This is a genomic window from Burkholderia sp. SCN-KJ, from assembly GCF_024656005.1.
Taxonomy (GTDB): Bacteria; Pseudomonadota; Gammaproteobacteria; order Burkholderiales; family Burkholderiaceae; genus Burkholderia.
In genome coordinates this window covers 12,658-38,220 of the sequence record NZ_JANKOG010000041.1, presented here as the reverse complement: position 1 = coordinate 38,220, position 25,563 = coordinate 12,658, and the positions used below count along the sequence as shown (strand labels likewise).

The following is a 25,563-nucleotide window of genomic DNA, read 5'->3' as shown; positions in this document are numbered from 1 at the left end:
TCGAAAGGCGGGGGTTTTTGCATTGGCGGCGCAGAAATGCGCGATCTCAGTGAATGTCAGGACGGCCGATCGATCAGATCGCAATCCCGGAGTCCTGCAGTTTGTCGATTTGCAGGCATGTCGCAGTTCAACCGATCTGCGATCCATGTCCTGCGACGACACGCCAGCCGCTGCCCGATCGGCGCCACAGGCGCGTGTAGGCGAACGTACCGTTGAATGCGGTGCCGCCGAAACAACCGGCAAGCATGGCCTTCGTCGTGGTGAGGATCATCTCGCCGATCGCTTTTGCCTGCGTTTCCCGAATATCGAGTGTGTCGAGACGCAGCAGTTTCGCGCGATGGGCGGTCAGATCGTCGTGCTTCGAGACGACCTGTCCACTCGGAACGGTGAAGACCAGCTCGTCATCCAGCAACGTGTCCAGTGCGTCGACGTCGTTGGCGAGCATTGCCGCTCGAAGTGCGGTTTCATAGGGTTCGATGACTGCACGAACGGTATCCATGTCGGGGCCTCGCATCAGTTCGACGGATCAGGATTCCACGCATGGTCGGCGGGCGTGCCGCGGTGCCGACAAACAGAGTACGGTGGTTGCGGGTTCGCAGCCCAATCGACTGCATGGCCGTCGAACGAGCAACAATCGCCTCCTCAAGCAGAGGAACACGGTTCTTCCATACCTTGCATGACGGCCGTACCCGTCAGCGCGCTCGCACCGAGCGTGGCGCCCGCGCCCCAATTCAATGCTCCGCCTGCGCCCCGTTGACTTCCCGCCGAAACGCCCCCGGGCTCGTCCCCGTCCATTTCCGGAACGCACGATGAAACGCACTGGGCTCGGTAAAACCGAGTTCCGCCGCGATTTCCGCGACGCTGAGCGTGTGTCCGCGCAGCAGCGACTGGGCCAGCGCGCCGCGCAGCTCGTCCTTGATCGACGCGAAGCTCTGCCCCTCGCTGCGCAGGCGTCGCCGCAGCGTCGCGGGCGTCGTGCCGAGGCGCACGGCCAGCGTGTCGAAGTCCGGCCACTCGCTGGCCGGCAGCGCCTTCAGGCGTGCGCGCGTCTTCGCCACCCAGCCGGTGTCGTGTCGATAGCGCACGAGCAGGTTGCCGGGCGCGCCGCGGAGGAAGGTCTTCAGCGCCTGCGCGGAGCGGATCGTCGGCAGCGCGAGGTACGTGGCGTTGAACGCGAGCCGGCTGTCGGGACGGTCGAAATGCACGGGCACACCGAAGAACTGGTGGTAGTCACCGCGCTGGTCGGGGCTCGGGCACGCGAAATCGATGCGCTGCAGCGGAATGCGCCGGCCGATCAGCCAGCAGGCGACGCCGAGCAGGATCAGCCAGAACGTCCGGTAAGCGAACGCCGAATACGGTGCGCCTGCCTGCGTGAGGACGATCTGCGCCTGGCCGTCGGCGATCACGAGCTCGCCGTGCGGTTCGTCGAGCACGACACGCAGGAACTGCAGCGCACGCCGCAGCGCCTTCTCGAGCGTGCCCGCGTGCAGCACGGCATGGCACAGCAGCGTGAAGCTGCCGCGCCGCATCGGGCGGGCCGCGAGCCCGAAGAATTCGTCATCGATCGCGCTGGCGATCGCCAGCCACAACCGGCCGTACTGCTGCGGCGTGACGGGCTCGCGCACGGCGGCCGGCAGGCCGGCGGCACGCAGCACGGCCTCGGTCGGCATCCGCCGCCGGCGCAGGCTCTCGAGCGCATCCTCGACGAAACCCGGCGAGATCATCTGCGGCCCCATTTTTCATGCCCTCCAGACATGGCAAAAGCGATCACGATTCTAGATTCTGTTTGTCATTGATTGCAATGTGACGGCTGACTACCATCATCGATATACCCCCGGTTCGCCGGCGGTCATAACGAACAGGAGACACGCATGCGTGATGGAGCAACCGCCCGGGTGGTGCCGGCCTACGCCGACGCCGTGGCCGGCTTCCGTATCGAGACCGCCGCAGCACATCTGCACGGTGACCTGGAGCAGGGCCTGAACGCCTGCGTCGAATGCTGCGACCGGCATGCGGCGGCGGATCCGGATGCGATCGCACTCGACTGGATCGACGTCGGCGGCCGACACCGCAGCTTCACGTTCGCGCAGATGCAGGCGCTGTCGGCGCGGGTCGCGAACCTGCTGGTCGAGGAGGGCGTGAAGCCGGGCGACGTGGTCGCCGGCCTGTTGCCGCGCACGCCCGAACTCGTCGCGACGATCCTCGGCACGTGGCGCGCAGGCGCCGTCTATCAGCCGCTCTTCACCGCGTTCGGACCGAAGGCGATCGAGCACCGGCTGCGCATGAGCGATGCGCGCCTGGTCGTCACCAACATCGCGAATCGCGCGAAGCTCGACGAGATCGTGGATTGCCCGCGGGTCGCGACGGTGCGCGAGGCGGGCGACGCGCTGCCGGCGCGCGACATCGATTTCCGTGCGACGCTCGACGCGCAGTCCGCGCTATTCGAACCGGTGCCGCGCAAGGGCACCGACCTGTTCATGATGATGTCGACGTCGGGCACGACTGGCCTGCCGAAGGGCGTGCCGGTGCCGCTGCGCGCGCTGCTCGCGTTCGGCGCATACATGCGCGACGCGGTGGACCTGCGCGCTGGCGATCGTTTCTGGAACATCGCCGATCCGGGCTGGGCATACGGCCTCTACTACGCGATCACGGGCCCGCTGCTGCTCGGCCACGCCACGACGCTGTACGAGGGCGGCTTCACGGTCGACAGCACCTACGACGTGATCGAACGGCTCGGCATCACGAGCCTCGCCGGTTCGCCGACCGCGTACCGGATGCTGATGGCGGCCGGCACGGAAGCGGCATCGCGCCTGAGAGGGCAGCTGCGGGTCGTCAGCAGCGCGGGCGAACCGCTGAATCCGGAAGTCGTGCGGTGGTTCCACGCGGCGCTCGGTGCGCCGATCTACGATCACTACGGCCAGACCGAGCTCGGCATGGTCGTAAACAACCATCACGGGCTCGCGCACGTCGTCCATGCCGGTTCGGCCGGCCTCGCGATGCCCGGCTATCGCGTCGCGGTGCTCGACGACACCGGTCGCGAACTCGGCCCCGGCGAGCCCGGCAACCTCGCGATCGACATCGCGCGCTCGCCGCTGCTGTGGTTCTCCGGCTACTGGCAGCAGGACACGCCGGCCATCGCGGGCGGCTACTACCGGACCGGCGACAACGTCGAGCTCGAGCCGGACGGCACCGTGAGCTTCATCGGCCGCGCGGACGACGTGATCACCTCGTCCGGCTACCGGATCGGCCCGTTCGACGTGGAAAGCGCGTTGATCGAGCATCCGGCCGTCAGCGAGGCCGCGGTGATCGGCGTGCCGGACCCGGAGCGCACGGAGATCGTCAAGGCGTTCGTCGTGTTGTCGAAGGGCTTCGACGGCACGCCGGCGCTGGCCGACGAACTGAGCCAGCACGTGAAGCGGCGGCTGTCGGCCCACGCCTATCCGCGCGCGATCGAGTTCGTCGACGCGCTGCCGAAAACCCCGAGCGGCAAGATCCAGCGCTTCGTGCTGCGCAAGATGGAAGCCGAGAAGGTCGCTCAATCCTGATTATCGAATACTGACTACGGACTGCGAATGAACATCAAGGATCGTGTTTTTCTGATTACGGGCGCCGGTTCGGGCCTCGGTGCCGCGGTGGCGCGCATGGTGGTCGCCGAAGGCGGCAACGCCGTGCTGCTGGACGTCAATGAAGACGCCGGCGCGAGCCTCGCGCACGAACTCGGCACATCCGCGCGCTTCGTGAAGACCGACGTGACGAGCGAAGCCGACGGGCAGGCCGCCGTTGCCGCCGCGTGCGCCGCGTTCGGCCGCATCGATGCGCTCGTGAATTGCGCGGGCGTCGCACCGGGCGAGAAGGTGGTCGGCCGCGAAGGCCCGCATTCGCTCGATCGCTTCGCGCGTGCGGTATCGATCAACCTGGTCGGCACGTTCAACATGATCCGGCTGGCGGCGGATGCGATGTCGAAACAGGACGCCGACGCGGAAGGCGAGCGTGGCGTGATCGTCAACACCGCGTCGGTCGCGGCGTTCGACGGACAGATCGGGCAGGCCGCGTATGCGGCATCGAAGAGCGGCGTGGTGGGCATGACGCTGCCGATCGCGCGCGAACTCGCGCGGTTCGGCATTCGCGTGGTGACGATCGCGCCGGGCATCTTCGCGACGCCGATGATGGCCGGCATGCCGCAGGACGTGCAGGACGCGCTCGGCAAGAGCGTGCCGTTCCCGCCGCGGCTCGGCCGCCCCGAAGAATTCGCGGCGCTGGTGCGCCACGTCGCCGAGAATACGATGCTGAACGGCGAAGTCATCCGTCTCGATGGCGCGCTGCGCATGGCACCGCGCTGACACTGGAGGAATGCAATCATGACGACACAGGATCCGATCGTAATCGTCGGCGCGGCACGCACGCCGATGGGTGGTTTTCAGGGCGACCTGGCCGCGGCCAGCGCGAGCGAGCTCGGCGCGGTGGCGATCCGCGCGGCGCTCGAGCGCGCGAACGTGCCCGCGGAGCGCATCGATGAAATCGTGTTCGGCTGCGTGCTGCCGGCCGGCCAGGGTCAGGCACCGGCGCGGCAGGCCGCGCTGAAGGCCGGCTTGCCGCTGGGTACGGGCGCGACCACGGTCAACAAGATGTGCGGCTCCGGGATGAAAGCCGCGATGTTCGTGCACGACCTGCTGCTGGCCGGATCGGCGGACGTGGCGGTCGCGGGCGGGATGGAGAGCATGACGAATGCGCCGTATCTGCTGCCGAAGGCGCGCGCGGGAATGCGCATGGGGCACGGCCAGGTGCTCGACCACATGTTCCTCGACGGGCTCGAGGACGCGTACGACAAGGGCCGCCTCATGGGCACGTTCGCGGAGGATTGCGCGCAGTCCTACGCATTCACGCGTGAGGAGCAGGATGCATTCGCGATCACGTCGCTGACGCGCGCGCAGCGCGCGATCGCGGAAGGGCGCTTCGTGTCGGAGATCGCGCCGGTGACGGTGAAGGCCGGCAAGACGGAAGCCGTCGTGTCGATCGACGAGCAGCCGGGCAAAGCGAAGCTCGACAAGATTCCGACGCTCAAGCCGGCGTTTCGCGAAGGCGGCACGGTGACAGCGGCCAATTCGTCGTCGATTTCCGACGGTGCGGCCGCGCTCGTGATGATGCGCCGCTCGGAAGCGGACCGCCTCGGCCTCGCGCCGAAGGCGGTGATCGTCGGGCATTCGACCTACGCGAACAAGCCGGGCCTGTTCGCGACGGCGCCGATCGGCGCGATCCGCAAGCTGTCGGAGAAAACCGGCTGGAACCTGCGCGACGTCGACCTCTTCGAGATCAACGAAGCCTTCGCAGTGGTCGTGATGGCCGCGATGCGCGATCTCGACCTGTCGCACGACAAGGTTAACGTGCACGGCGGCGCGTGCGCGCTCGGCCATCCGATCGGCGCATCGGGCGCACGCGTGATGGTGACGCTGCTGGCCGCGCTCGAAGCGTATGGGCTCAAGCGCGGCGTCGCGTCGCTGTGCATCGGCGGCGGCGAGGCGACGGCGATCGCGATCGAGCGCGTCGCGTAGCCGCGTAACGCGAACGCATTGACGCGTCACGCGCGAGACGGCACGCATGCCGTTTCGCGATGCGGGCGGCGGGCAGGGTGCCCGTCGCCCGTTCTGCATTCTGGGGCGCGCGCGATCGCGCTACGCGTTCGCCTTCGGCGACACCGCTCCGCACGCGCGGATCACGAGCTGCACGACCTGCTCGGTCGTCTCGGCGAACGCCTTCTGCGTGAGCGCACGCTTGCCGCTCAGCGCGCGGATCTGCGCATCGAAATCCGCATAGTGCTGGGTGGTCGCCCAGATCAGGTACATCAACGCGTGCGGATCGATCGGCGCGAGCAGGCCGCGCGCGATCCAGCCTTCGATCACTTTCACGCGCGTGTCGAACCACGGCTTCACGCGTTCCGACAGGATGTCCTGCATGTGCGCGGCGCCGTGGATGATCTCGTTCGCCCAGACCTTCGAGCCGAGCGGGCGCCGTCGCGACAGATCCATCTTCGCGCGCACATAGCTGGCGATCGCTTCGACCGGATCGTCGCCGGTCTCGAACGATCCGGCCGCGCGGTGCCAGTCTTCGAACAGGTCGTCGAGCACACGGCGGTACAGCGCAAGCTTCGTCGGGAAGTAGTAATGCAGGTTCGCCTTCGGCAGGCCCGCACGCTCGGCGATCATCGCGGTGCTCGCGCCGTTGAGCCCGCGCTCCGCGAACACGGCTTCCGCGCAGGCCAGCAGATGCGCTTCGTTGGACTCGCGGATGTGTGCCTTGCGTCGCCGCAATGGCGTGCCCGTTTCGTCGTCGCCGATGGTGTCGGCGGCCGCCTGGTCATGTCTCATCGTTGCCCTCGCGCGGCATGCATGCCGCGTTGGGCTTCATTCTAGCCGCTGGTTCGCATCGAACGCACGCGCGAACACATCGGCGCGTGCGCGGTGCTGCGATGCGGTGGCACGTTTCTCGCTCGATCGATTCACGCAAGAAAGACATTGCGCTGCGCATTTTGATCGTCTAAAACCTGTCCAATCGGACAGGATTCGACGAGCGGCGGAACGTAGTGCCAACCCTGACGCCGTTTGATCGGACGAATCGTGCGAACGATGCGCATCTGCACCTCGCAGGTGCGGGTTTGCCCCGACGGCAGCAATGCGCGCACCGGCATCGGCCGGGATGACGGCATGACCGACCCCACAGGAGCGATACGAATGGACACGGTATCGGAAACAGTGAAGCGGGCAGGATTCGACACGTCGATCAAGGTCGACGGCAGGCGGTTGTGGGACAGCCTGATGGAGGTCGCGAAGATCGGCGCGACGCCGAAAGGCGGCGTCTGCCGCCTCGCGCTGACCGATCTCGACAAGGCCGGCCGCGACCTGATCGTCGGCTGGGCGAAAGCCGCCGGCTGCGCGGTGACGGTCGATACGATGGGCAACGTGTTCATGCGCCGCGCGGGCCGCGTGGCTGACGCGGCGCCGGTCGTCACCGGGTCGCACGCGGACTCGCAGCCGACGGGCGGCCGCTTCGACGGCATCTACGGCGTGCTCGGCGGTCTCGAAGTGATTCGCACGCTGAACGATCGCGGCATCGAGACCGAACACCCGGTCGAGGTCGTGATCTGGACCAACGAGGAAGGCTCGCGCTTCGCGCCGGCGATGGTCGCATCGGGCGTGTTCGCCGGCGTGTTTACGCTCGAGTACGGGCTGTCGCGCAAGGACGTCGACGGCAAGACGATCGGCGAGGAGCTCGCGCGCATCGGCTACGCGGGCGACGTGCCGTGCGGCGGCCGCAAGCTGCACGCGGCGTTCGAGCTGCATATCGAGCAGGGGCCGATTCTCGAGGCCGAGTGCAAGACGATCGGCGTCGTGACGGACGCGCAGGGGCAGCGCTGGTACGAGATCACGTTCACCGGCCAGGAAGCGCACGCGGGGCCGACGCCGATGCCGCGCCGCCGCGACGCGCTGCTCGGGGCGTCGCGCGTGGTCGATCTCGTCAACCGGATCGGCCTCGATCACGCGCCGTTCGGCTGCGCGACGGTCGGGATGATGCAGGTGCACCCGAACTCGCGCAACGTGATTCCGGGCCGCGTGTTCTTCACCGTCGATTTCCGTCATCCGGACGACGCCGTGCTCGCGAAGATGGACGCCGCGCTGCGCGACGGCGTCGCGCGCATCGCGGGCGAGATCGGGCTCGAAACCGAGCTCGAGCAGATTTTCTACTACGAGCCGGTCGCGTTCGATCCGGCCTGCGTGGCGGCCGTGCGCGACGCGGCCGAGCGCTTCGGCTACTCGCATCGCGACATCGTGTCGGGTGCGGGGCACGACGCGTGCTACCTGGCTCAGGTGGCGCCGACGTCGATGGTGTTCGTACCCTGCGTCGACGGCATCAGCCACAACGAGATCGAGGACGCGACGCCTGCGTGGATCGAGGCCGGCGCGAACGTGCTGCTGCACGCGATGCTGTCGCGTGCCTGCGAGCCGGCTTCATGACGGACGGGATATAGCGCGGCCGGCAGGCTGCGCACTGCGTGACATTGGCATTCCCAAGCATGACCGCCCCGACTGTGCATTCGCAGCCGGCGGGGACGGCTTTGTCTCCACTCAGTCGAAGGAACGCGTATGACCACCCAGCCAACCGGCGATATCGCCGCGCATCGCCTGTCGTCCACGCAACTCTCGTGCGAATTCGCCGATATCGCGCCGCTGCTCGATCCGACTGCCGCCGCGGCCGCCGCCAGCCGCTGCCACTACTGCTACGACGCGCCGTGCGTGCAGGCCTGCCCGACGCAGATCGACATCCCGGGCTTCATCCGCAAGATCGGCAACGGCAATCTGAAGGGCGCGGCGACCGACATCCTGTCCGCGAATCCGCTCGGCGGGATGTGCGCACGCGTGTGCCCGACCGAGATCCTGTGCGAAGGCGCGTGCGTGCGCAATCACCAGGATGCGCAGCCGGTCGCGATCGGCGCGCTGCAGCGCCACGCGACCGACTGGGCGATGGCGAGCGGCGCGGTGCGCTTCACGCGTGCGCCCGATACGGGGCGGCATGTCGCGGTGGTCGGCGCGGGGCCGGCCGGGCTCGCGTGCGCGCACCGGCTCGCGCTCGCCGGGCATCGCGTCACGCTGTTCGATGCGCGACCGAAGGCGGGCGGCCTGAACGAATACGGGATCGCCGCGTACAAGACCGTCGACGATTTCGCGCAGCGCGAAGTCGAGTGGCTGCTGTCGGTCGGCGGCATCGCGCTGGAGACGGGCGTCGCGCTCGGCTGCGACGTGACGCTCGACGCGCTGCGCGAGCGGCACGACGCGGTGTTTCTCGCGATGGGCCTCGGCGGCGTGCGCACGCTCGCGATCGACGGCGAGCAATTGACCGGCGTGATGAACGCGGTCGACTTCATCGAGCAGGTGCGCCAGGCCGACGCGCTGGAGAACGTGCCGGTCGGGCGGCGCGTGGTCGTGATCGGCGGCGGCAACACGGCGATCGACGCGTCCGTGCAGAGCCGCAAGCTCGGCGCGCAGCGCGTGACGATGGTGTACCGGCGCGGCGTGGACGCGATGAGCGCGACCTGGGCCGAACGCGAATTCGCGCAGAAGAGCGGCGTCACGCTCGTCACGCACGCAAAACCGGTGCGCATCGCGGGCGCGAACGGGCACGTGACGGGCGTCGAATTCGAGGCCGCGTCGGGTGAGCGCTTCACCGTCGACGCGGACATGGTGCTGAAGGCGATCGGCCAGACGCTGGTGCCGGACGGTGTCGCGGCCACGCTGCTGACCGAGGACGGGTCGCGCATCGCGGTCGACGCGGACGGCCGCACGGCTTTGCCCGACGTGTGGGCCGGCGGCGATTGCGCGGCGACGGGCGGCATCGACCTGACGGTGCAGGCCGTGCAGGACGGCAAGCGCGCGGCGGCCGCGATCGACGCGGCGCTCGCGCAGCGCGACGCCCGGGCCGCGTGAGCGCGCGATACGCACCTGCACCGCGGACCTCGCGCGCACCACGATAAACGCTCTCACCGACACGGAGCCGAACATGGCCGACCTTCGCTGCACCATCGCAGGCATCACTTCGCCGAATCCGTTCTGGCTGGCCTCCGCGCCGCCGACCGACAAGGCATACAACGTCAACCGCGCATTCGAGGCGGGCTGGGGCGGGGTCGTCTGGAAGACGCTCGGGCTCGATCCGCACGTCGTCAACGTCAGCTCGCGCTACGGCGCGGTGCAGTGGAACGGCCAGCGGATCGCCGGGCTGAACAACATCGAGCTGATCACCGACCGGCCGCTCGACGTGAACCTGAAGGAGATCGCGCAGGTGAAGCGCGACTGGCCCGACCGCGCGCTGATCGTGTCGCTGATGGTGCCGTGCAACGAGCGCGACTGGAAATGGATCCTGCCGCTCGTCGAGGATACGGGCGCCGATGCGGTCGAGCTGAACTTCGGCTGCCCGCACGGGATGAGCGAGCGCGGGATGGGCGCGGCGGTCGGCCAGGTGCCGGAGTACGTCGAGATGGTCACGCGCTGGGTCAAGGAAGGCACGAAGCTGCCGTGCCTCGTGAAGCTCACGCCGAACATCAGCGACATCCGGATGGGCTCGCGCGCCGCGTACAAGGGCGGCGCGGACGGCGTGTCGCTGATCAACACGATCAACTCGATCGTCGCGGTGGATCTCGACCAGATGGCGCCGATGCCGACCGTCGACGGCAAGGGCACGCATGGCGGCTATTGCGGCCCGGCGGTCAAGCCGATCGCGCTGAACATGGTCGCCGAGATCGCGCGCGACCCGGAGACGCCGAACCTGCCGATCTCCGGCATCGGCGGGATTTCGTCATGGCGCGACGCGGCCGAGTTCATGGTGCTCGGCGCCGGCAGCGTGCAGGTGTGCACCGCCGCGATGCATTACGGATTCCGGATCGTGTCGGATCTCGTCGACGGGCTGTCGAACTGGATGGACGAGAAGGGCTACGCGACGCTCGACGACATACGCGGCCGCGCGGTGCCGAACGTCACCGACTGGAAATACCTGAACCTGAAGTACGACATCAAGGCGCGCATCGACCAGGACCGCTGCATCCAGTGCGGGCTGTGCCATATCGCATGCGAGGACACGTCGCACCAGGCGATCACCGCCGTGAAGGACGGCGTTCGGCATTTCGAAGTGGTGGACGCGGCGTGCGTCGGGTGCAATCTTTGCATGCATGTGTGTCCGGTCGAGCAATGCATCACGATGGAGCGGGTCGACGCGGGCGACTACGCGAACTGGACCACGCATCCGAACAACCCGGCGCGGGCTGATGCGGGTGCGAGCCCGGCAGAACCCGCAAAACACGAGAAGCACGCGAAGGCGGCCTGACCGACGTCCGGCGGCGCGGTATCGCCCGCGCTGCTGCTTGTGTCCTGTTCTGCCGGCATCGCACGATGCCGGCGTCGACGTTTACGTGGAGCGCATTCGATGAAACCAGCAGCGATTCCCGCCGAACCCGACAGCGCCGCGGCGCCGGCCGGCAGCCTGTACAACGACGACCTCGCGCCGACGACGGCGGCGCAGCGCACCTGGCGCTGGTATCACTTCGCGGCGCTGTGGGTCGGGATGGTGATGAACATCGCGTCGTACATGCTCGCGGCCGGACTGATCCAGGAAGGCATGTCGCCGTGGCAGGCGGTGCTGACGGTGTTGCTCGGCAACCTGATCGTGCTCGTGCCGATGCTGTTGATCGGTCATGCGGGTGCGAAGCACGGGATTCCGTACGCGGTGCTCGTGCGTGCGTCGTTCGGCACGCAGGGCGCGAAGCTCCCCGCGCTGTTGCGCGCGATCGTCGCGTGCGGCTGGTACGGCATCCAGACCTGGCTCGGCGGCAGCGCGATCTACACGCTGCTGAACATCCTGACCGGCAACGCGCTGCACGGCGCCGCGCTGCCGCTCGTCGGCATCTCGTTCGGACAGCTCGCGTGCTTCCTGGTGTTCTGGGCGCTGCAGCTGTACTTCATCCTGCACGGCACCGATTCGATCCGCTGGCTCGAAAGCTGGTCCGCGCCGATCAAGGTCGTGATGTGCATCGCGCTCGTGTGGTGGGCGACGTCGCAGGCGGGCGGCTTCGGCTCGATGCTGTCGGCGCCGTCGCAGTTCGTCGCGGGCGGCAAGAAGGCGGGACTCTTCTGGGCGACGTTCTGGCCGGGCCTCACCGCGATGGTCGGCTTCTGGGCGACGCTCGCACTGAACATCCCCGATTTCACGCGCTTCGCGCATTCGCAGCGCGACCAGATGATCGGGCAGTCGATCGGGTTGCCGCTGCCGATGGCGCTGCTGTCGGTGGTGTCGGTCGTCGTGACGTCGGCCACCGTCGTGATCTACGGCAACGCGATCTGGGATCCGATCGACCTGACGAGCCGGATGACCGGCATCGGCGTGGGCATCGCGCTCGTGATCCTCACGCTCGACACGATGTGCTGCAACCTCGCGGCGAACCTCGTCGGCCCCGCATACGATTTCTCGAGCCTGTGGCCGAAGGCGATCTCGTATCGCGCCGGCGGCATGATCACCGCAACGATCGCGATCGTGATGATGCCGTGGAAGATCCTCGCGACGACGGACGGCTACATCTTCACCTGGCTCGTCGGCTATTCGGCGCTGCTCGGGCCGGTCGCGGGCATCCTGATGGTCGACTACTTCCTGATTCGCGGCACGCGGCTCGACACGCGCGCGCTGTTCGACGAGCGCGGCGACTTCAGCTATGCGCGCGGCTGGAACCCGGCCGCACTGGCGGCGCTCGCAGTCGGCGTGCTGCCGAACCTGCCCGGCTTCCTGCACACCGCGTTCCCGGCGTCGTTTCCGAACGTGCCGGCGTTCTTCAACACGCTTTACACGTATGCGTGGTTCGTCGGCCTCGTGCTGGCGTCCGGCGTGTACGGCACCTGGATGAAGTGGCGTGCGGCGCAGCGCGCGCAGATCGCGAACGCGTGATGCGCGAACGCATGCGGCACCCGACAGTCAACGAGGAGGCAACGACATGGCAATCCTGATTCGCGGCGGCACCGTGGTCGATGCGGACCGCACTTATCGCGCGGACGTACTGTGTGCCGACCCGCAGGACGGCGGCACGATCCTGCAGATCGCCGAGACGATCGACGCGCCGGCCGGCGCGACGGTGGTCGACGCGCACGACCAGTACGTGATGCCGGGTGGCATCGATCCGCATACGCACATGGAACTGCCGTTCATGGGCACGACGGCGAGCGACGATTTCTATTCGGGCACTGCCGCGGGGCTGTCGGGCGGCACGACGAGCATCATCGACTTCGTGATCCCGAGCCCGAAGCAGCCGCTGATGGACGCGTTTCACGAATGGCGCGGCTGGGCCGAGAAGGCGGCCGCCGACTACGGCTTCCACGTGGCCGTCACGTGGTGGGACGAATCGGTGCACCGCGACATGGGCACGCTCGTGCGCGAGCACGGCGTGTCGAGCTTCAAGCACTTCATGGCGTACAAGAACGCGATCATGGCCGACGACGAGGTGCTCGTGAACAGCTTCTCGCGCTCGCTCGAACTCGGCGCGCTGCCGACCGTGCACGCGGAGAACGGCGAGCTCGTGTTCCAGTTGCAGAAGGCGCTGCTCGCGCGCGGGATGACGGGGCCGGAGGCGCATCCGCTGTCGCGCCCGCCGGAGGTCGAAGGCGAGGCCGCGAACCGTGCGATCCGCATCGCGCAGGTGCTCGGCGTGCCGGTGTATATCGTGCACGTGTCGTCGAAGGACGCGGTCGATGCGATCACGCGCGCGCGCAGCGAGGGGCTGCGCGTGTTCGGCGAGGTGCTGCCGGGCCATCTGGTGATCGACGAGGCCGTGTATCGCGACCCGGACTGGACGCGTGCGGCCGCGCACGTGATGAGCCCGCCGTTCCGCTCGGCCGCGCATCGCGAAGCGCTGTGGCGCGGGCTGCAGGCCGGGCAGCTGCATACGACGGCGACCGATCACTGCGTGTTCTGCGCGTCGCAGAAGGCGATGGGCCGCGAGGACTTCACGAAGATCCCGAACGGCTGCGGCGGCGTCGAGGATCGCATGTCGGTGCTGTGGCATCACGGCGTGAATCAAGGCCGCATCACGCCGAACGAGTTCGTGCGGATCACGTCGACGAACGCCGCGCAGATCTTCAACCTGTATCCGCGCAAGGGGGCGGTGCAGGTCGGCGCCGATGCGGACCTGGTCGTATGGGACCCGGCCGCGACGAAGACGATCTCGGTGAAGACCCATCACCAGCAGGTCGACTTCAACGTGTTCGAAGGGATGACGGTGCAGGGCGTCGCGACCCACACGCTCACGCGCGGCGCGCTCGCGTGGGCCGACGGCGAGCTGCGTGCCGTGCGCGGGGCGGGGCGTTACCTGAAGCGGCCGCCTGCAGCCGGCTACTACGAGGCCGCGCGCATCGCGAACCGGCTGCGCGAGCCGCATCCGGTCGAGCGCGCCGGCTGAACGCGCACGAAACCGGCTCGAGGCCGGATCGAAACGGGCACGCGCGCTCGCAGTCAGCGCGCGTCGCCCGGGTTTGCCTCGCGGATCGGAATCACGGTGCGCGCGCCGCACTGGCGCAGCAGGTCACGCAGTTCGTTGATGACCGGAAACACCTCGTGGTTCCAGTCGGCGCCTTGCCGGTCGTGCGCTTCCTGCTCGCGCTCGACGATCCAGCGATCCTCGCGGAAGATCCGCTCGGTGAACCAGACGAGCAGCGGCCACGCGAGATCGAGCGCGAACGGGATGCCCGGCTTGTGGATCGACAGCAGTCCGAACGTGCGGTTGGTGCGCTGTTCCGCGTCGAGCGGCACGTAGACGATCCACAGGTCCATCACGAGCGTGCCTTCGCTCGAGCGGATCTGCAGCGTCTGGTACGGGTAGCCCGTGCGCACCGTCATCACGCTCTTGTCGGCCTGGTCGGTCGGTTTCTTGCTGGCGCCGAACACGAGCGCCTCGCCGACCGGCTGCTTGCCTTCCATGCGTGCGAACGTGTAGTCGACCTCGACCCAGTCGTCGCCGCGCCGGCGGCCGACGCTGCGTGCGCGCATCTGTCCCATCTGCTTGCGATGCAGGAACTGATGGTTCATGTCCATCAGGTTCTCGTGCATGAACGAGTAGTGGCACTTGACCTCGCGGCCGAAGCGGCGCGTCTTGTACGCGGGATCGTCCGCCGATTCCAGCGCGGGGAACGGGCGTTCGTCCGCGAGCGTCGCGTCGCCGGGGAACACGAAGATCAGCCCGTACGCCTCGCGGCACGGATACGCGCGCACGCCGTTGGGCAGACGCTCGCGGCCGAGGTAGGGCACGTCGACACAGCGGCCGCTGTCGCACGCGTAGGTCCAGCCGTGGTAGCAGCAGCGCAGCGTTTCGCCGCTCACGACGCCTGCATGCAGCGGCACCTGGCGGTGCGCGCAACGATCTTCGAGCGCGTAGACGGCACCGGATTCGGTGCGCACGAGCACGATCGGATCGCCGGCGAAGCGCACGCCGAGCGTCTTGCCGCGCTTGAGTTCGCGCGACCACGCGAGCGGATACCAGTGATCGGGATGGATGGGCACGCGGCGCAGGTCGCGCACGACCGAGCCGCTGGACGGTTCTTCGAGAGCACTGCTGTCAGACAAAGGCACTGCGCGCATGCGTGACGCCTCCTGGCTGGCTGGAGAGTTCCGAGCGCCGCGCGGTGCGCGGCGGGGGACTGATCTGGAGAAGTCTACGCGAAGTTTGCCCGCGAAGCTGACCCGATGCGGGTTTGCCCGGCCCGGACAGCATGCGTTTCGTTGATGCAGCGCAAACGCGGCCGGCGGCGCGGGCCGGCCGGGTCAGCGCGCACACCGGCCGCTACGGCGCCGGCAGTCCGTCACAGGCCGGCGTCGCGCCACAGCACCGCGTCGGCGCGGTACAGCGCCGGAAAGCGCTGCTTCAGCCCGGCGACCTTCGGCAGGTCGTTGAACGCGATGTACGGCGCGTCGGGATGCAGCTCGAGGTAGTTCTGGTGATACGCCTCCGCCGGATAGAAGCCCTTGTACGGCTCGACGCGCGTGACGACGGGCGCCGGAAACGTGTGCGCGGTGCCCAGCTGCGCGATGTAGGCGGTCGCGACCGCGCGCTGCTGCGCGGTGGTCGGGAAGATCGCGGAGCGGTATTGCGGCCCTTCGTCGGGCCCCTGACGGTTGAGTTCGGTCGGGTCGTGCGCGACCGAGAAGAACACCTGCAGCAACCGGCCGTAGGTGACCTGCGTCGGGTCGTAGACGATGCGCACCGATTCCGCATGGCCCGTCAGCCCGCTGCCGACCAGCGCGTAGTGCGCGGTTTCGGAGGCGCCGCCTGCGTACCCGGCCGTGACCTGCTTCACGCCCTTCACGTGCTCGAACACACCCTGCACGCCCCAGAAGCAGCCGCCGGCGAGCACGGCCGTTTCCTCGTGGGAGGCGCCCGGGGTTTCGTCGAGCGTCGGTGCGGGCACGGTGCGCATCGGTTCCGCGGAACTGACGACGCGCTGGTAGCCGAACACGGCGGCGGCCGCGAGGGCGATCGCGCCGATGCGGCGCAGCATGGCCGCCCGCCGCCGCGGTGCGGAATCGCGAGTGGATGTCGGGATCATGAGTTGCTCCTTCGAAATGCGGGACGGAATGAGGTGGACGGCAGGCGGCGCGCGTGACGGCGTCCGCCGCTGCGTGCGCGTTCAGCCGAACGTAAACGCATAGGCATCGACGCCGGCATCGAGAAACTCGATCGAGAACGTGCGGTCGGCGATCGCGCCCGGTTGCCGGACGAGCTGGTACAGGCGCTGGCCGGTGACGGTGCCGTAGCCCTGCGCATCGACGTCCGTGCCGTGTGCCGCGCCGGGCGCCGCGCCGTCGAGCGTCACGCGAAAGCGCACCGGCCTGCCGTTCGCGCCCGGGCCGAGCACGAGGTGCAGGTCGCGCGCATGGAAGCGGTAGACGATCCGGCCGGCCGGCGCGGCGAGCGTCGCGCGCTCGGCGCCGACCTGCCAGGTGCCGGCGAGGCCCCAGTCGTTCAGGTCGGGGTGCGCGGGCGCGTCGTATCGGTGTGCCGCGTCGCGCACGACACCGCCGGGCGACGTGAAGTCGTCCGCGCGCGCATAGCCGACGTAGGTTTCGGGCGAGCGGACGTCCGCGCTGTCGGCCGCCGCGAGCGCGCCCTTCGCGGGGGCGCCGGCGAGCCCGAGCGGCACGTTCAGCGCTTCCGGGTGGCCGGCTTCGGCGAGCAGCGACTGGATCGCGCGTTCCGACTGCGCGTATTCGCCTTCGCCGAAGTGGTGGTGGCGGATCCGCCCTTGCGCGTCGACGAAGTAGTGCGCGGGCCAGTATTCGTTGCCGAACGCGCGCCAGATCGCATAGCCGTTGTCGATCGCGACCGGGTAGTCGATGCCCAGGTCGTGCACGGCCTTCTTCACGTTGCCGATGTCGCGCTCGAACGCGAACTCCGGTGCGTGCACGCCGATCACGACGAGGCCGTACGGCGCGTACTTGCGCGCCCAGGCGGTCGTGTACGGCAGCGTGCGCAGGCAGTTGATGCACGAATACGTCCAGAAATCGACGAGCACGACCTTGCCGCGCAGGCCGGCCGCGCTCAGCGGCGGCGAATTCAGCCACTGCACGGCGCCGTCGAGCGACGGCAGCGTGCCTTCGACGGGCAGCGCGGCCGGTGCCTGCGGCGCCGGCGTCGTGCCGGCGGTGCGCATCATCGCGGCGCCGGCCGCCGGTGCATCACCGGACGTCGCGGCCATCATCGCGCCGCCGGGCGCGGCACCGTTGCCGCTGGCGGTATCGCTCGTCGCGGACGTCGCCGCCGGCGCGCCATGCGAGCGGCCGCCGAGCCGGTCGACGAGCTTCGTCTCGAGGCCGCCCGTCGTGACGGTCGACAACTGCGCGAGCGCCCCCGTGTCGAGGCCGAGCGCGATCGCGCCGACGCCGGCCAGCAGCGCCGCGCCGATCCCGCGCTTGATCCATTCGCCGGCGCCGAGCGAGCGCTTCATCGCGGCGAACACCTTGCCGCCGATCACGAGCGCGACGCCGAGCGACGTCGCCGCGCCGGCCGCATACGCAACCAGCAGCAGCGTCGTGCCGACGCTCGCACCGCGCAGCGCGGCGCCGGTCAGCACGAGCCCGAGGATCGGACCCGCGCACGGCGCCCACAGCAGGCCGGTCGCGACGCCGAGCAGCAGCGACGATGCGGGGCCGGCGGGGCGGCCGTCGCGCTGCGCGAACCCGGTGAGGCGGTTGCCGGCCGCGACGAGCGGGCGCGTCAGGTGTTCGGCGAAGCGCGGCAGCAGCAGCGTCAGGCCGAACACCGCGAGCAGCACGATGGCGAGCCAGCGGCCGGCCTGGTTGGCCTGCGCGACCCAGCCGCCGCCGACGGCGGCGAGCGTCGCGACGACGGCGAACGTGAGCGCCATGCCGATCAGCAGCGGCAGGCCGGAACGCACGAACGGCTGGTCGGCGCGCGCGAACACGAACGGCAGCACGGGCAGGATGCACGGGCTCAGGATCGTGAGCACGCCGCCGAGATAGGCAAGGACGATGAGCAGCATGGAGCGGTCTCCGGTCGTTCAGGAAGGCGGCGGCCCGTCAGGCGGCGGCCGGATGGAAGGCGAGCGCGAGCCCGTTCATGCAGTAGCGCAGGCCGGTAGGCGGCGGGCCGTCGTCGAACACGTGGCCGAGATGGCCGCCGCAGCGGCGGCAGTGCACTTCGGTGCGCGACATCCCGTACGACGGATCGAGCGCGGTCGCGACCGCGTGGTCGAGCGGCTTCCAGAAGCTTGGCCAGCCGGTGTGGCTGTCGAACTTGGTGTCCGACGAGAACAGCGCGAGGTCGCAGCCGGCGCACGCGAACGTGCCGTGGCGGTGCTCGCCGTTCAGCGGGCTGCTGTACGGCGGCTCGGTGCCGGCGTCGCGCAGCACCGTGTATTGGGCGGGCGTGAGGCGGCGGTGCCATTCGGCGTCGCTGCGGGTGATCTCGAACGGGGCGGCCGTCGGTCCGGCGGCGGGCGGCGCGGCGAACGCGCGGCCGACCAGCGCACGGCGGCCCGTCGACGACAGCGCCGCGAGTGCCGCAAGGCCGGTCGCGCCGGCGAACAGCAGATGTCTGCGGGTGGGCATGATGGGCTCCTGGAAGCAGGTCCTGAAAACATGCGCACAGAGTAGGTGGCGGGCGGTGTCGAAGTCCTCACGGAAAGTTAAATGAATCGTGATATCTGGGGTGTTCCATAGGGGGGCGGTGGAATCCGTCGATGCTCCAACTGGCAAAAGCCTTCGAACGAGTGAGCCGCCGATATTTACCGAGCACCGGTTCGCGCCACGATTTTTAGTGTTTTTTTAGTGTTCGTCGAATTGCGTGGCTAATCCGGACTTTGGCTTGCCGATCAAATCGGACTGGGAAACGAGCGTTGTTTGGCTGCGGTCGCGAATCACACCGAGCGTCTGATGCGCATTGATAGACGGATGAGTTTGCAAGCTGGCGCGATCGACGTGTGGTGCGCGTGTGGATGCGGAAGGTTGACAGTTTTTACGTCGAAACTTCAGGGGGCGAGTTAGGACGTGCGCGGTTGTGCAGTGAAAGGGGGGCACGGCGCGCTCCGCCGAAGTGGTCCATGTCTAGGCAGGATCCGGCGGAATGAAGGGGAACATAGTAAGGGCTATGTCACCCTTCATTTCGGGACATCTTGAGTCGTACATGAAACTTGCACACTCAGCGCGGCTTGCACATGGCCGACATGGTTCATTGGATGCCGGCCCTGCGCCGTCGACCTAACTGCACTGCCCGCTACAATCGAGTCTTTCCGCTTCTGGCCGTTAGCATGCCTCTACCCCGTACCGACTTCTTCGATCGCGTGTTGCAGGGTCCGTATGACCGACTGCAGGCGTCCGACTTGGCTAGGCTGTACCTTTCTGGCGAGTTCCGTCTGGACGGCGAGGTAATCGGCGCTGAGACGCGGATTGATTTCGATGGGACCGAGTTGACCAGCGCCGAGTACGCGCAACTGCTGATGATCTTCACCGACGCGCGCGTCCATGAGCAGGCCCAGTATGGGGTGGGGCCGGATGCGGCTCCACCTGGCGTGTACTACACCTCGGTGCAGCCCGCGATCCTGCAACACCCGCACAAGAACCGCATCGGCTTGTACGAGGACGTGGACGATGGGATGTCGTTGTATTTTGGAGAGGTCGATGATGACGCGGACGACGTTATGGAACCAGCGATCGCGCAGGCGTTACACATCGATCATGTGTTTCTGCGTCACCAGGCGCCGGATTGGCTTGGCACGGTCGCATTTGCCCTCTGCGCGATAACTGCGCACCGTCTTGGCTATCGCCGGATTACCCTAATCGCAGGGGGCGGGGTGGGCTACGACGCGCATCTGATCGGTTATCGCTATTGGCCCAAGCTCGGTTTCGATGGACCGCTTGAGGGCGATGAGTGCGAGATCCCGGCCTTCCGAGCCTGTCGAACCGTCCAGGACCTGCTGGAAATCGACGAGGCCTGGTGGGGTGCCCACGGCTCGCAGCGGCTGATGGAGTTCGATCTCGCCGCCGACAGCCGGTCCTGGACAAAGCTGCTAGACTATTTGCTGGACAAGGAGTTGATATGAACCACGTGACGAAACCGCTGAAGAAAGCAGCGTCGACGAAGGTTGCGGCGAAGCTCATCGTGCGCGTGTCGCAACGCGCAAAGAAGCCGGCACCGCTGACGGCGGACGGCAAGGCGCGGCTGCGTGCTGCAGCGCGCCGGCCAAGCACGCGCGTGACGCCGGAACTGCCGGAATGGCGCAAGGCGACGTAATCCAAGACGGGCCGGTTGGCCCGTTTTTTTTGGCCTCGCTCAACGCCGAGACCTATTTTTACCGCGGGTCTCGAGCAGCTTATCCCTGTGCGGTCGGGGCACGGTGATCTGCGGCCGTCTGTTCGCCAGTATCGGCCGCGACCGTATCGTTGGGCCCGTGAAGGCCGGCCGGCTTGTCGCCCATCAGCGAGCGAAGCTCTCGGGCCAAGTCGTCGATCGCCTCACTAATCGGCCCGCGTACCTCAGTGTCGATCTCCACCCACCTGTTTGTCCGCTCTGGGTCTTGGCTGTTCCGTGCGTCCCGCGAAGTGATTTTGTTTCATCCTCCCCCAAAGAGAGCCCCGTGCTGCGGTGAGCCAACCAGCCCGTGTATCCAATTTTGCTTTCCGGACATGCCAAGTAAACTTGGATCTTGTTGATGAAGCGAAGTAAAACTGGAACTTCGTGGAAAGGTCGCGGAGATGTTTTTCTCGGAGCGGCGTATCAGCGGTGACGGGCCGGCGACTGGCAGACGCATCGGGCTGTAGTCGGCCACGAGGCGTCGGTCGCCGGCACAGTCACTCGGACGCGTGGACCTCCGTTCCTCACTTGCAAGCGGCCATTTGGGGCGATCCGATCGTCTCAGTCGCCGGGAGCCCTTCGCTAGCGCGCAGCAGCCGTCCTTTCAGACGGAAGGCCGATTGCCGGCGCCCTCTACATGCCGCTCAAAACGTGCCCTGGCTTTATCGGTCTCGACAGCGCTCAAGCTCACGCATCAACTGATGCATTTCATGTTGTCGCCCGAGATGCCAGTCGGTCACGATGTTGAACAACCCTCGCGTCCACGAAAACGGTGCCCACCGGAACGGGACGACGATGCGCGGTTGGCGGGCTCGCAGCCCTTTTATGACGGCCTTAGCGACGTCATCCGGTTGTATCGGTCGTCGCAACGGTGCAGGAAATCCTTTTTCAATCAATTTCGTCGCTAGCGCATTTCCGCCAAAGCCGACCTTGGCAATGGCTGTCGCCACCCATCCCGGATAGAGCACGCTCGCCGTGGACCCGGTGCCGCCCAGTTCGGCGCGCAGTGAACGCCCGAGCATCTCGACTGCGGCTTTGGACGCTGCGTAAGGCGCATTCACCATGCCGTTCACGAATGCGTAGGCCGATGAGGTGACCAAGACCTGGCCTCGATTGCGCAGGATCTCCGGCAATGCGGCCTTGACCGTGCGCCAAACCCCGAGCAGATCGACCTCGACGATTCGCTCGAACTCCTGTTCATCGCAGCTGTACATGGTGGCGGGTAGATCGTGCCACGAGATGCCCGCATTGGCGAACGCAATGTCGAGGCGACCGAATCTATCGACGGCGCGTTGCACGACCGCCTTGGTGGCGGCAGCATCGGTGACATCGAGCGCCAAGGCGAGCGTGCGCTCGGAGTCAAACTCTGCGGCGAGGCGGTCCACTGAAGCCTGCGTCACATCGGTTAGAACGAGTCGTGTTCCACATGCATGCAACGCACGCGCGGTCGCAGCGCCAATGCCGCCTGCAGCACCCGTGATAAGCACGACTTTTTCCTGAAGATCGTAAGCCACTTTGTACTGCTCCTCTGCTATTGGTTTTCCATTGCTGCGCAAACAAGGGGTGATGGATGCCGGGTCATCGGCTCCGCTGATCATGCGAAGCCGATCGGTTCCCGCGGCCACCGATTGCCATTCATTTCGCCGGAGCGTTCGCGGCCGAATCGTTCCAGCCAGTTGCCGATGCCAGACTGATGGCGCGTTCAATGTCCCCGCCGCGAAAGCCGGCGCGTTCGACGAAGCGCCTGAAGAAGCCGGGCGCCTTGGCCACGATCGTGTTGATCTTGGGTACGACGATCATGTCCGCGCGGCGCTCGATGCCTGCCACGATGTCCCGCACGACCTGCTCGCGCGGGATCATCTTCCAGAAGCCTCGATCGTTGCCTCCCCACAATGCACGGCCGGCCGGATCGGCGACGACATCGTCCATCAGCGGCGTCGGGAAGAACGTCGGATGCGCGCTGCCGACCCCGATACCCAGATGACGAAGCTCCAGACGGATGCTGTCGCACATCGCCCACACGCCCGCCTTGCTGGCCGTATAGGACGCCTGTAGCGGCGAATGTACAAACGCGGCCATTGACGAAATCGCCAGCATGTACCCGCGCTGTTGCTGGACGAATGGCAAGCCGGCACGGAACGTGCGCCACACGCCGTTGAGATTGATGTCGATGACACGATCAAACGCGGCCGGGTCGATGGTGGCCATTGGGGCCATGGTGTCAATGCCCGCGTTTGCGATGACCACATCGATCTGACCGAAGTGATACGCCGCCTTGGCCATTGCGGCTTCCAGGCTTTCGAAATCGCGGACGTCGGCGGTCCAGCCAAGAACGTCGGAAGGGTGGCCGAAGCTGCGAGTTTGCGCAGTGAGCTTGTCTGCCTCCAGATCGAAAAGCGCGAGGCGCGCACCCCGTGCGTGTAGCGCTTCGGCCAAGGCCGATCCCAGGCCTCCGGTGGAACCGGTAATGGCCACCACCTTGTTCGCCAGCTTATAAGTCGACATGCGCGCCTCCTTGCTTCGTTGGAACGTGACGGCGGAGAAACGCCAGCTGGTCGGCGATCACCTGTTCGAAGTCCTTGCCCACATAGATGTCGAAGTGGCCTGCCCGATACGCGCGCACTTCGCCTTTGGGTGCGCGGCTGGCATACCGTTTCGTCGGCTCCGCCGGAGCGACGGAGTCGGCTTCGCAAATGCAAAACAGAATCGGGCAGGAAATGTCGGCTGCCTTGCGACCGGGGCGGTACCGAACGATGTTCAGGCCGAAGCGTGCTGCGACCTGATTGCGAAATGCAGTACCGTCAGGTACGAGCGCGAGATAGCCATCCAGGGCATCCGGTGCGGTCATCAACGCACCGCAACTGGGCGGACCCGCCGTCGGCACCATCACCGGCGCCCTGCCGACGAGGGATAGCAGCACATCGAATAGCGCGAGCGCGGTAACCTTGAGCGCGCTACGCCAGTTCAACGCGAACAACGACGCGACCCCGTCCGTGAACGGGCATTGCGCGATGGCAGCGGCAATAGTTCGGTCGCGTGCTGCGGAGAGAATCACATGACCGCCGCCGAAGGAGGTCCCCCACAGGACCACCTGATCCGGCCGGAGATTGCGGTTCCCGCGTGCAAAAGCGATCGCACCCGACCAGTCCTCCAGTTGCCGATCGATATCGAGCAATTGACGAGGGGAGCCGTCGCTCGCACCGAAATGTCGATAGTCGAACACGAGGCACGCGTAGCCCTCCGCGCAAAAGCGTTGCGCATAGGCATCGAGCCGCATTTCCTTGATTCCACCCAGCCCGTGCGCCATCACGATGACAGGAAACGGGCCCGTCCCGCGAGGCTCGTACAGCCAGCCACGGCAATGTTCTCCGCGGCCGCCTGCTACGAACTCGACATTTTTTCGCCCGGCCATGTGTCCCCCAAGGTGTGCGACAATAGATTTCGATCCAATGTTGTAACGCATTCTAACTTTGTAATGCGATCCATCTAGTGAGGTAAACCCCGTATGGAATCGAGAACTCAGCGTCGGGCCGCCGCGACCCGCCTGGCGATCCTGCAAGCCGCCGAGACTTTGCTGACGGAGGGCGGACTAGCCGCGGTCACGCCTGAATCGGTTGCGACCCGGGCGGATGTCGCAGTGCAGACGCTCTATAACCGTGTCGGTGGCCGTTCCGCGCTGCTCATTGCCGTGGCAGAGCGCGCGTTGGAAGAAAACCGCGAGTACATGGACGCGGCCTATGCATCTGATGGCGATGTGGAGACGAAACTACGTTGTGTGGCAGCTGCTTACGCGCGGTTCGCCAAGGAGCGCCCGCACCAGTTCCGTATCCTTGTCGAACCACCGAATGAGCCGGAGGCGCTCGCGCGCATTGCTGCCCTGATCAGACAGCAAAACGCCAAATTGGCCGCATTGATCAGCCGAGGTATCGACGAAGGGTGGGTGGATGCAGACGTCGATCCGGAACACGCGTCGACGGCGCTGTGGGCAATGATGAATGGCGTTATCAGCCTGATATGGCGCCCCGATAGCCTGCGACTGGATGTCGATCACATCGACGACCTACTGGGTACCACGATCTCATTGTTGACCGACGGTATCAAGAGGCGGGGCGATTGACGCGTTGACCGCAGACAACTCGGCGCCAGCACGAACTTCAGGCGGTTCTCAACCGGTCTTTCGTCAGGCGGCCCTCCAGGCAAGTGGTGCCCGCATGCCAAGGGCTTCCTTTCGGTCGCTTTCGCTTCATGTTACTTCCGAGCTTCGGCCAGGAAGTTGGATGAGTATTACGAAGGCGTGAACCAAAGGTAAGGACCTGAATTGCAACGGTGTGGACGATGGCGGGAATGGCCGTTGTACCTCGCACGCTGCCGTCGATTCAGGCAGCGTCGAAGGGCTGCAATGGGTCGTTCAGAGTCGTTCGCGGCGCGCCAGAATGGCCATTCGCTGTCTCGTACAGCTCCTGACGTTGGGCTGAATGCGCAAGCAGGATAGGGAACCTTATCACTATGGCACGATCGCCTGTTCAAACTCAGGTTTCGTATAACGCGTGACCCGGGTTGCGGTCGCTGCATCGATGCCAAACGGGAGTTGGCACTGTTCTTCGTCTGGCTGCGGCCAGTGACAACTTTAATTCGCAATGTGCAACCTCATGAATTCCAGAGAATTCCGCATCATTCGGTGCACGTCGACCTGCGAAGTGACATCTTTGCTTCGGAAACGGTGACAAGTTTATTTTGGCCTACGCGAGCGCGATCGGCTTACCGCAGACGATATTGGTCGACGTGCAGGCGAGCACGGCGCCCGCCGTGGGACGTTGTATCGTCCTCTCGAATGAATGATGAGCCCATGCTCGGTACCCTGAGGTAAACCCGAGCGGAATGTAGCATGGGCTGAACAGGTTTCTAGCCTGTCAATCTTGACGGGGAAGCCGGATTGGCGAGAGAGAGGAGGGAGTGGCGCGCGGGCGCCGTTGATTGTTTTTGGCACAGCGTCAGCGGCACATTCTCGACTTACTTTGCTTCTTCGGCGTCGAGCTGTTCGAGCTGCGCTTTTACCCAGCCGCCGAACTCGGCGATCTCATCACGCAGTTGGTCGTCGGCGTTGACCGTGATCATCGTCATCGCGTACATCAGATTGCCGTCGTGTCCCGGCCAGGTGCGCCACATGCGGCGATCGCGAAGGGGCT

The 25,563-nt window shown here is 66.7% G+C and carries 23 protein-coding genes; 11 read left to right on the top strand and 12 right to left on the bottom strand.

The features are described 5' to 3' along the window. Positions 1-127 precede the first annotated feature (127 nt). Complete coding sequence (locus NQV17_RS35450; RefSeq protein WP_257775817.1) at positions 128-499, bottom strand: nuclear transport factor 2 family protein; 372 nt, start codon at positions 497-499, stop codon at positions 128-130. A 232-nt stretch (positions 500-731) separates the two neighbouring features. Next, on the bottom strand, positions 732-1,736 hold the full coding sequence (locus NQV17_RS35445; RefSeq protein WP_257775816.1) for an AraC family transcriptional regulator: 1,005 nt from the start codon (positions 1,734-1,736) through the stop codon (positions 732-734). A gap of 135 nt (positions 1,737-1,871) precedes the next feature. On the opposite strand from NQV17_RS35445, the gene NQV17_RS35440 reads away from it, so the two are divergent. From NQV17_RS35440 to NQV17_RS35430, 3 genes are read left to right on the top strand one after another with little or no spacing between them, the layout of a single operon-like run. Then, positions 1,872-3,545 carry an acyl-CoA synthetase gene (locus NQV17_RS35440; protein ID WP_257775815.1) on the top strand — a complete coding sequence of 558 codons (1,674 nt, stop codon included), beginning with the start codon at positions 1,872-1,874 and terminating at the stop codon, positions 3,543-3,545. Between the two features lie 27 nt (positions 3,546-3,572). Continuing rightward, positions 3,573-4,340, top strand: a complete 768-nt coding sequence (locus tag NQV17_RS35435) for a 3-hydroxyacyl-CoA dehydrogenase (protein WP_257775814.1) — start codon at positions 3,573-3,575, stop codon at positions 4,338-4,340. A gap of 18 nt (positions 4,341-4,358) precedes the next feature. Next, the gene (locus NQV17_RS35430) at positions 4,359-5,549 is read left to right on the top strand and encodes an acetyl-CoA C-acetyltransferase (RefSeq protein WP_257775813.1); all 1,191 of its coding nucleotides are present in this window, start codon (positions 4,359-4,361) and stop codon (positions 5,547-5,549) included. A 120-nt stretch (positions 5,550-5,669) separates the two neighbouring features. Here the strand turns inward: NQV17_RS35430 and NQV17_RS35425 are convergent, their stop codons facing one another. Next, positions 5,670-6,362, bottom strand: a complete 693-nt coding sequence (locus NQV17_RS35425) for a TetR/AcrR family transcriptional regulator (protein ID WP_257775812.1) — start codon at positions 6,360-6,362, stop codon at positions 5,670-5,672. 131 nt (positions 6,363-6,493) lie between these two features. Continuing rightward, positions 6,494-6,700 (bottom strand): hypothetical protein, encoded by a 207-nt coding sequence (locus NQV17_RS35420; protein ID WP_257775811.1) that lies wholly within the window; start codon positions 6,698-6,700, stop codon positions 6,494-6,496. Positions 6,701-6,725: 25 nt separating this feature from the next. Between NQV17_RS35420 and NQV17_RS35415 the strand changes: the two genes are divergently transcribed. From NQV17_RS35415 to hydA, 5 genes are all read left to right on the top strand, one after another. Beyond that, positions 6,726-8,006, top strand: coding sequence for a Zn-dependent hydrolase (locus tag NQV17_RS35415; RefSeq protein WP_044847208.1), 1,281 nt, complete (start codon positions 6,726-6,728; stop codon positions 8,004-8,006). 129 nt (positions 8,007-8,135) lie between these two features. Beyond that, positions 8,136-9,473 (top strand): NAD(P)-dependent oxidoreductase, encoded by a 1,338-nt coding sequence (locus NQV17_RS35410; RefSeq protein ID WP_257775810.1) that lies wholly within the window; start codon positions 8,136-8,138, stop codon positions 9,471-9,473. A gap of 73 nt (positions 9,474-9,546) precedes the next feature. Further along, positions 9,547-10,863: an NAD-dependent dihydropyrimidine dehydrogenase subunit PreA gene (gene preA, locus NQV17_RS35405; protein ID WP_124921618.1), complete on the top strand. Its 1,317-nt coding sequence runs from the start codon at positions 9,547-9,549 to the stop codon at positions 10,861-10,863. Between the two features lie 99 nt (positions 10,864-10,962). Further along, on the top strand, positions 10,963-12,471 hold the full coding sequence (locus tag NQV17_RS35400; RefSeq protein ID WP_257775809.1) for an NCS1 family nucleobase:cation symporter-1: 1,509 nt from the start codon (positions 10,963-10,965) through the stop codon (positions 12,469-12,471). 46 nt (positions 12,472-12,517) lie between these two features. Continuing rightward, entirely contained in the window at positions 12,518-13,975 is a 1,458-nt protein-coding gene (gene hydA, locus NQV17_RS35395; protein ID WP_257775808.1) for a dihydropyrimidinase, read from the top strand. 53 nt (positions 13,976-14,028) lie between these two features. On the opposite strand, the gene NQV17_RS35390 is transcribed toward hydA, so the two are convergent. The 4 genes from NQV17_RS35390 to msrB all read right to left on the bottom strand — a co-directional run bounded on the left by NQV17_RS35390 (position 14,029) and on the right by msrB (position 18,636). Next, positions 14,029-15,150, bottom strand: coding sequence for an aromatic ring-hydroxylating dioxygenase subunit alpha (locus tag NQV17_RS35390; RefSeq protein WP_257775807.1), 1,122 nt, complete (start codon positions 15,148-15,150; stop codon positions 14,029-14,031). Positions 15,151-15,371: 221 nt separating this feature from the next. After that, entirely contained in the window at positions 15,372-16,115 is a 744-nt protein-coding gene (msrA, locus tag NQV17_RS35385) for a peptide-methionine (S)-S-oxide reductase MsrA (protein ID WP_257775806.1), read from the bottom strand. Between the two features lie 81 nt (positions 16,116-16,196). After that, positions 16,197-18,068 carry a cytochrome c biogenesis protein DipZ gene (locus tag NQV17_RS35380; protein WP_257775805.1) on the bottom strand — a complete coding sequence of 624 codons (1,872 nt, stop codon included), beginning with the start codon at positions 18,066-18,068 and terminating at the stop codon, positions 16,197-16,199. Between the two features lie 37 nt (positions 18,069-18,105). Next, complete coding sequence (msrB, locus tag NQV17_RS35375) at positions 18,106-18,636, bottom strand: peptide-methionine (R)-S-oxide reductase MsrB (protein WP_124523624.1); 531 nt, start codon at positions 18,634-18,636, stop codon at positions 18,106-18,108. A 605-nt stretch (positions 18,637-19,241) separates the two neighbouring features. Here msrB and NQV17_RS35370 point away from each other — a divergent pair. Further along, the gene (locus NQV17_RS35370; protein WP_257775804.1) at positions 19,242-20,126 is read left to right on the top strand and encodes a hypothetical protein; all 885 of its coding nucleotides are present in this window, start codon (positions 19,242-19,244) and stop codon (positions 20,124-20,126) included. Then, the gene (locus tag NQV17_RS35365; protein WP_257775803.1) at positions 20,123-20,317 is read left to right on the top strand and encodes a hypothetical protein; all 195 of its coding nucleotides are present in this window, start codon (positions 20,123-20,125) and stop codon (positions 20,315-20,317) included. Before NQV17_RS35370 ends, NQV17_RS35365 begins: the two co-directional genes overlap by 4 nt. A gap of 722 nt (positions 20,318-21,039) precedes the next feature. On the opposite strand, the gene NQV17_RS35360 is transcribed toward NQV17_RS35365, so the two are convergent. The 3 genes from NQV17_RS35360 to NQV17_RS35350 are packed head-to-tail and all read right to left on the bottom strand — an operon-like array spanning position 21,040 to position 23,840. Then, the gene (locus NQV17_RS35360) at positions 21,040-21,975 is read right to left on the bottom strand and encodes an SDR family NAD(P)-dependent oxidoreductase (RefSeq protein ID WP_257775802.1); all 936 of its coding nucleotides are present in this window, start codon (positions 21,973-21,975) and stop codon (positions 21,040-21,042) included. Positions 21,976-22,012: 37 nt separating this feature from the next. Then, a complete protein-coding gene (locus NQV17_RS35355; RefSeq protein ID WP_257775801.1) occupies positions 22,013-22,882 on the bottom strand; it encodes an SDR family NAD(P)-dependent oxidoreductase in 870 nt (289 codons plus the stop codon). Continuing rightward, positions 22,869-23,840 (bottom strand): alpha/beta hydrolase, encoded by a 972-nt coding sequence (locus tag NQV17_RS35350; protein ID WP_257775800.1) that lies wholly within the window; start codon positions 23,838-23,840, stop codon positions 22,869-22,871. Before NQV17_RS35350 ends, NQV17_RS35355 begins: the two co-directional genes overlap by 14 nt. 42 nt (positions 23,841-23,882) lie before the next feature. On the opposite strand from NQV17_RS35350, the gene NQV17_RS35345 reads away from it, so the two are divergent. After that, entirely contained in the window at positions 23,883-24,494 is a 612-nt protein-coding gene (locus NQV17_RS35345) for a TetR/AcrR family transcriptional regulator (RefSeq protein ID WP_257775799.1), read from the top strand. Positions 24,495-25,387: 893 nt separating this feature from the next. On the opposite strand, the gene NQV17_RS35340 is transcribed toward NQV17_RS35345, so the two are convergent. Continuing rightward, positions 25,388-25,543, bottom strand: coding sequence for a hypothetical protein (locus NQV17_RS35340; protein ID WP_257775798.1), 156 nt, complete (start codon positions 25,541-25,543; stop codon positions 25,388-25,390). Positions 25,544-25,563: the final 20 nt, after the last annotated feature.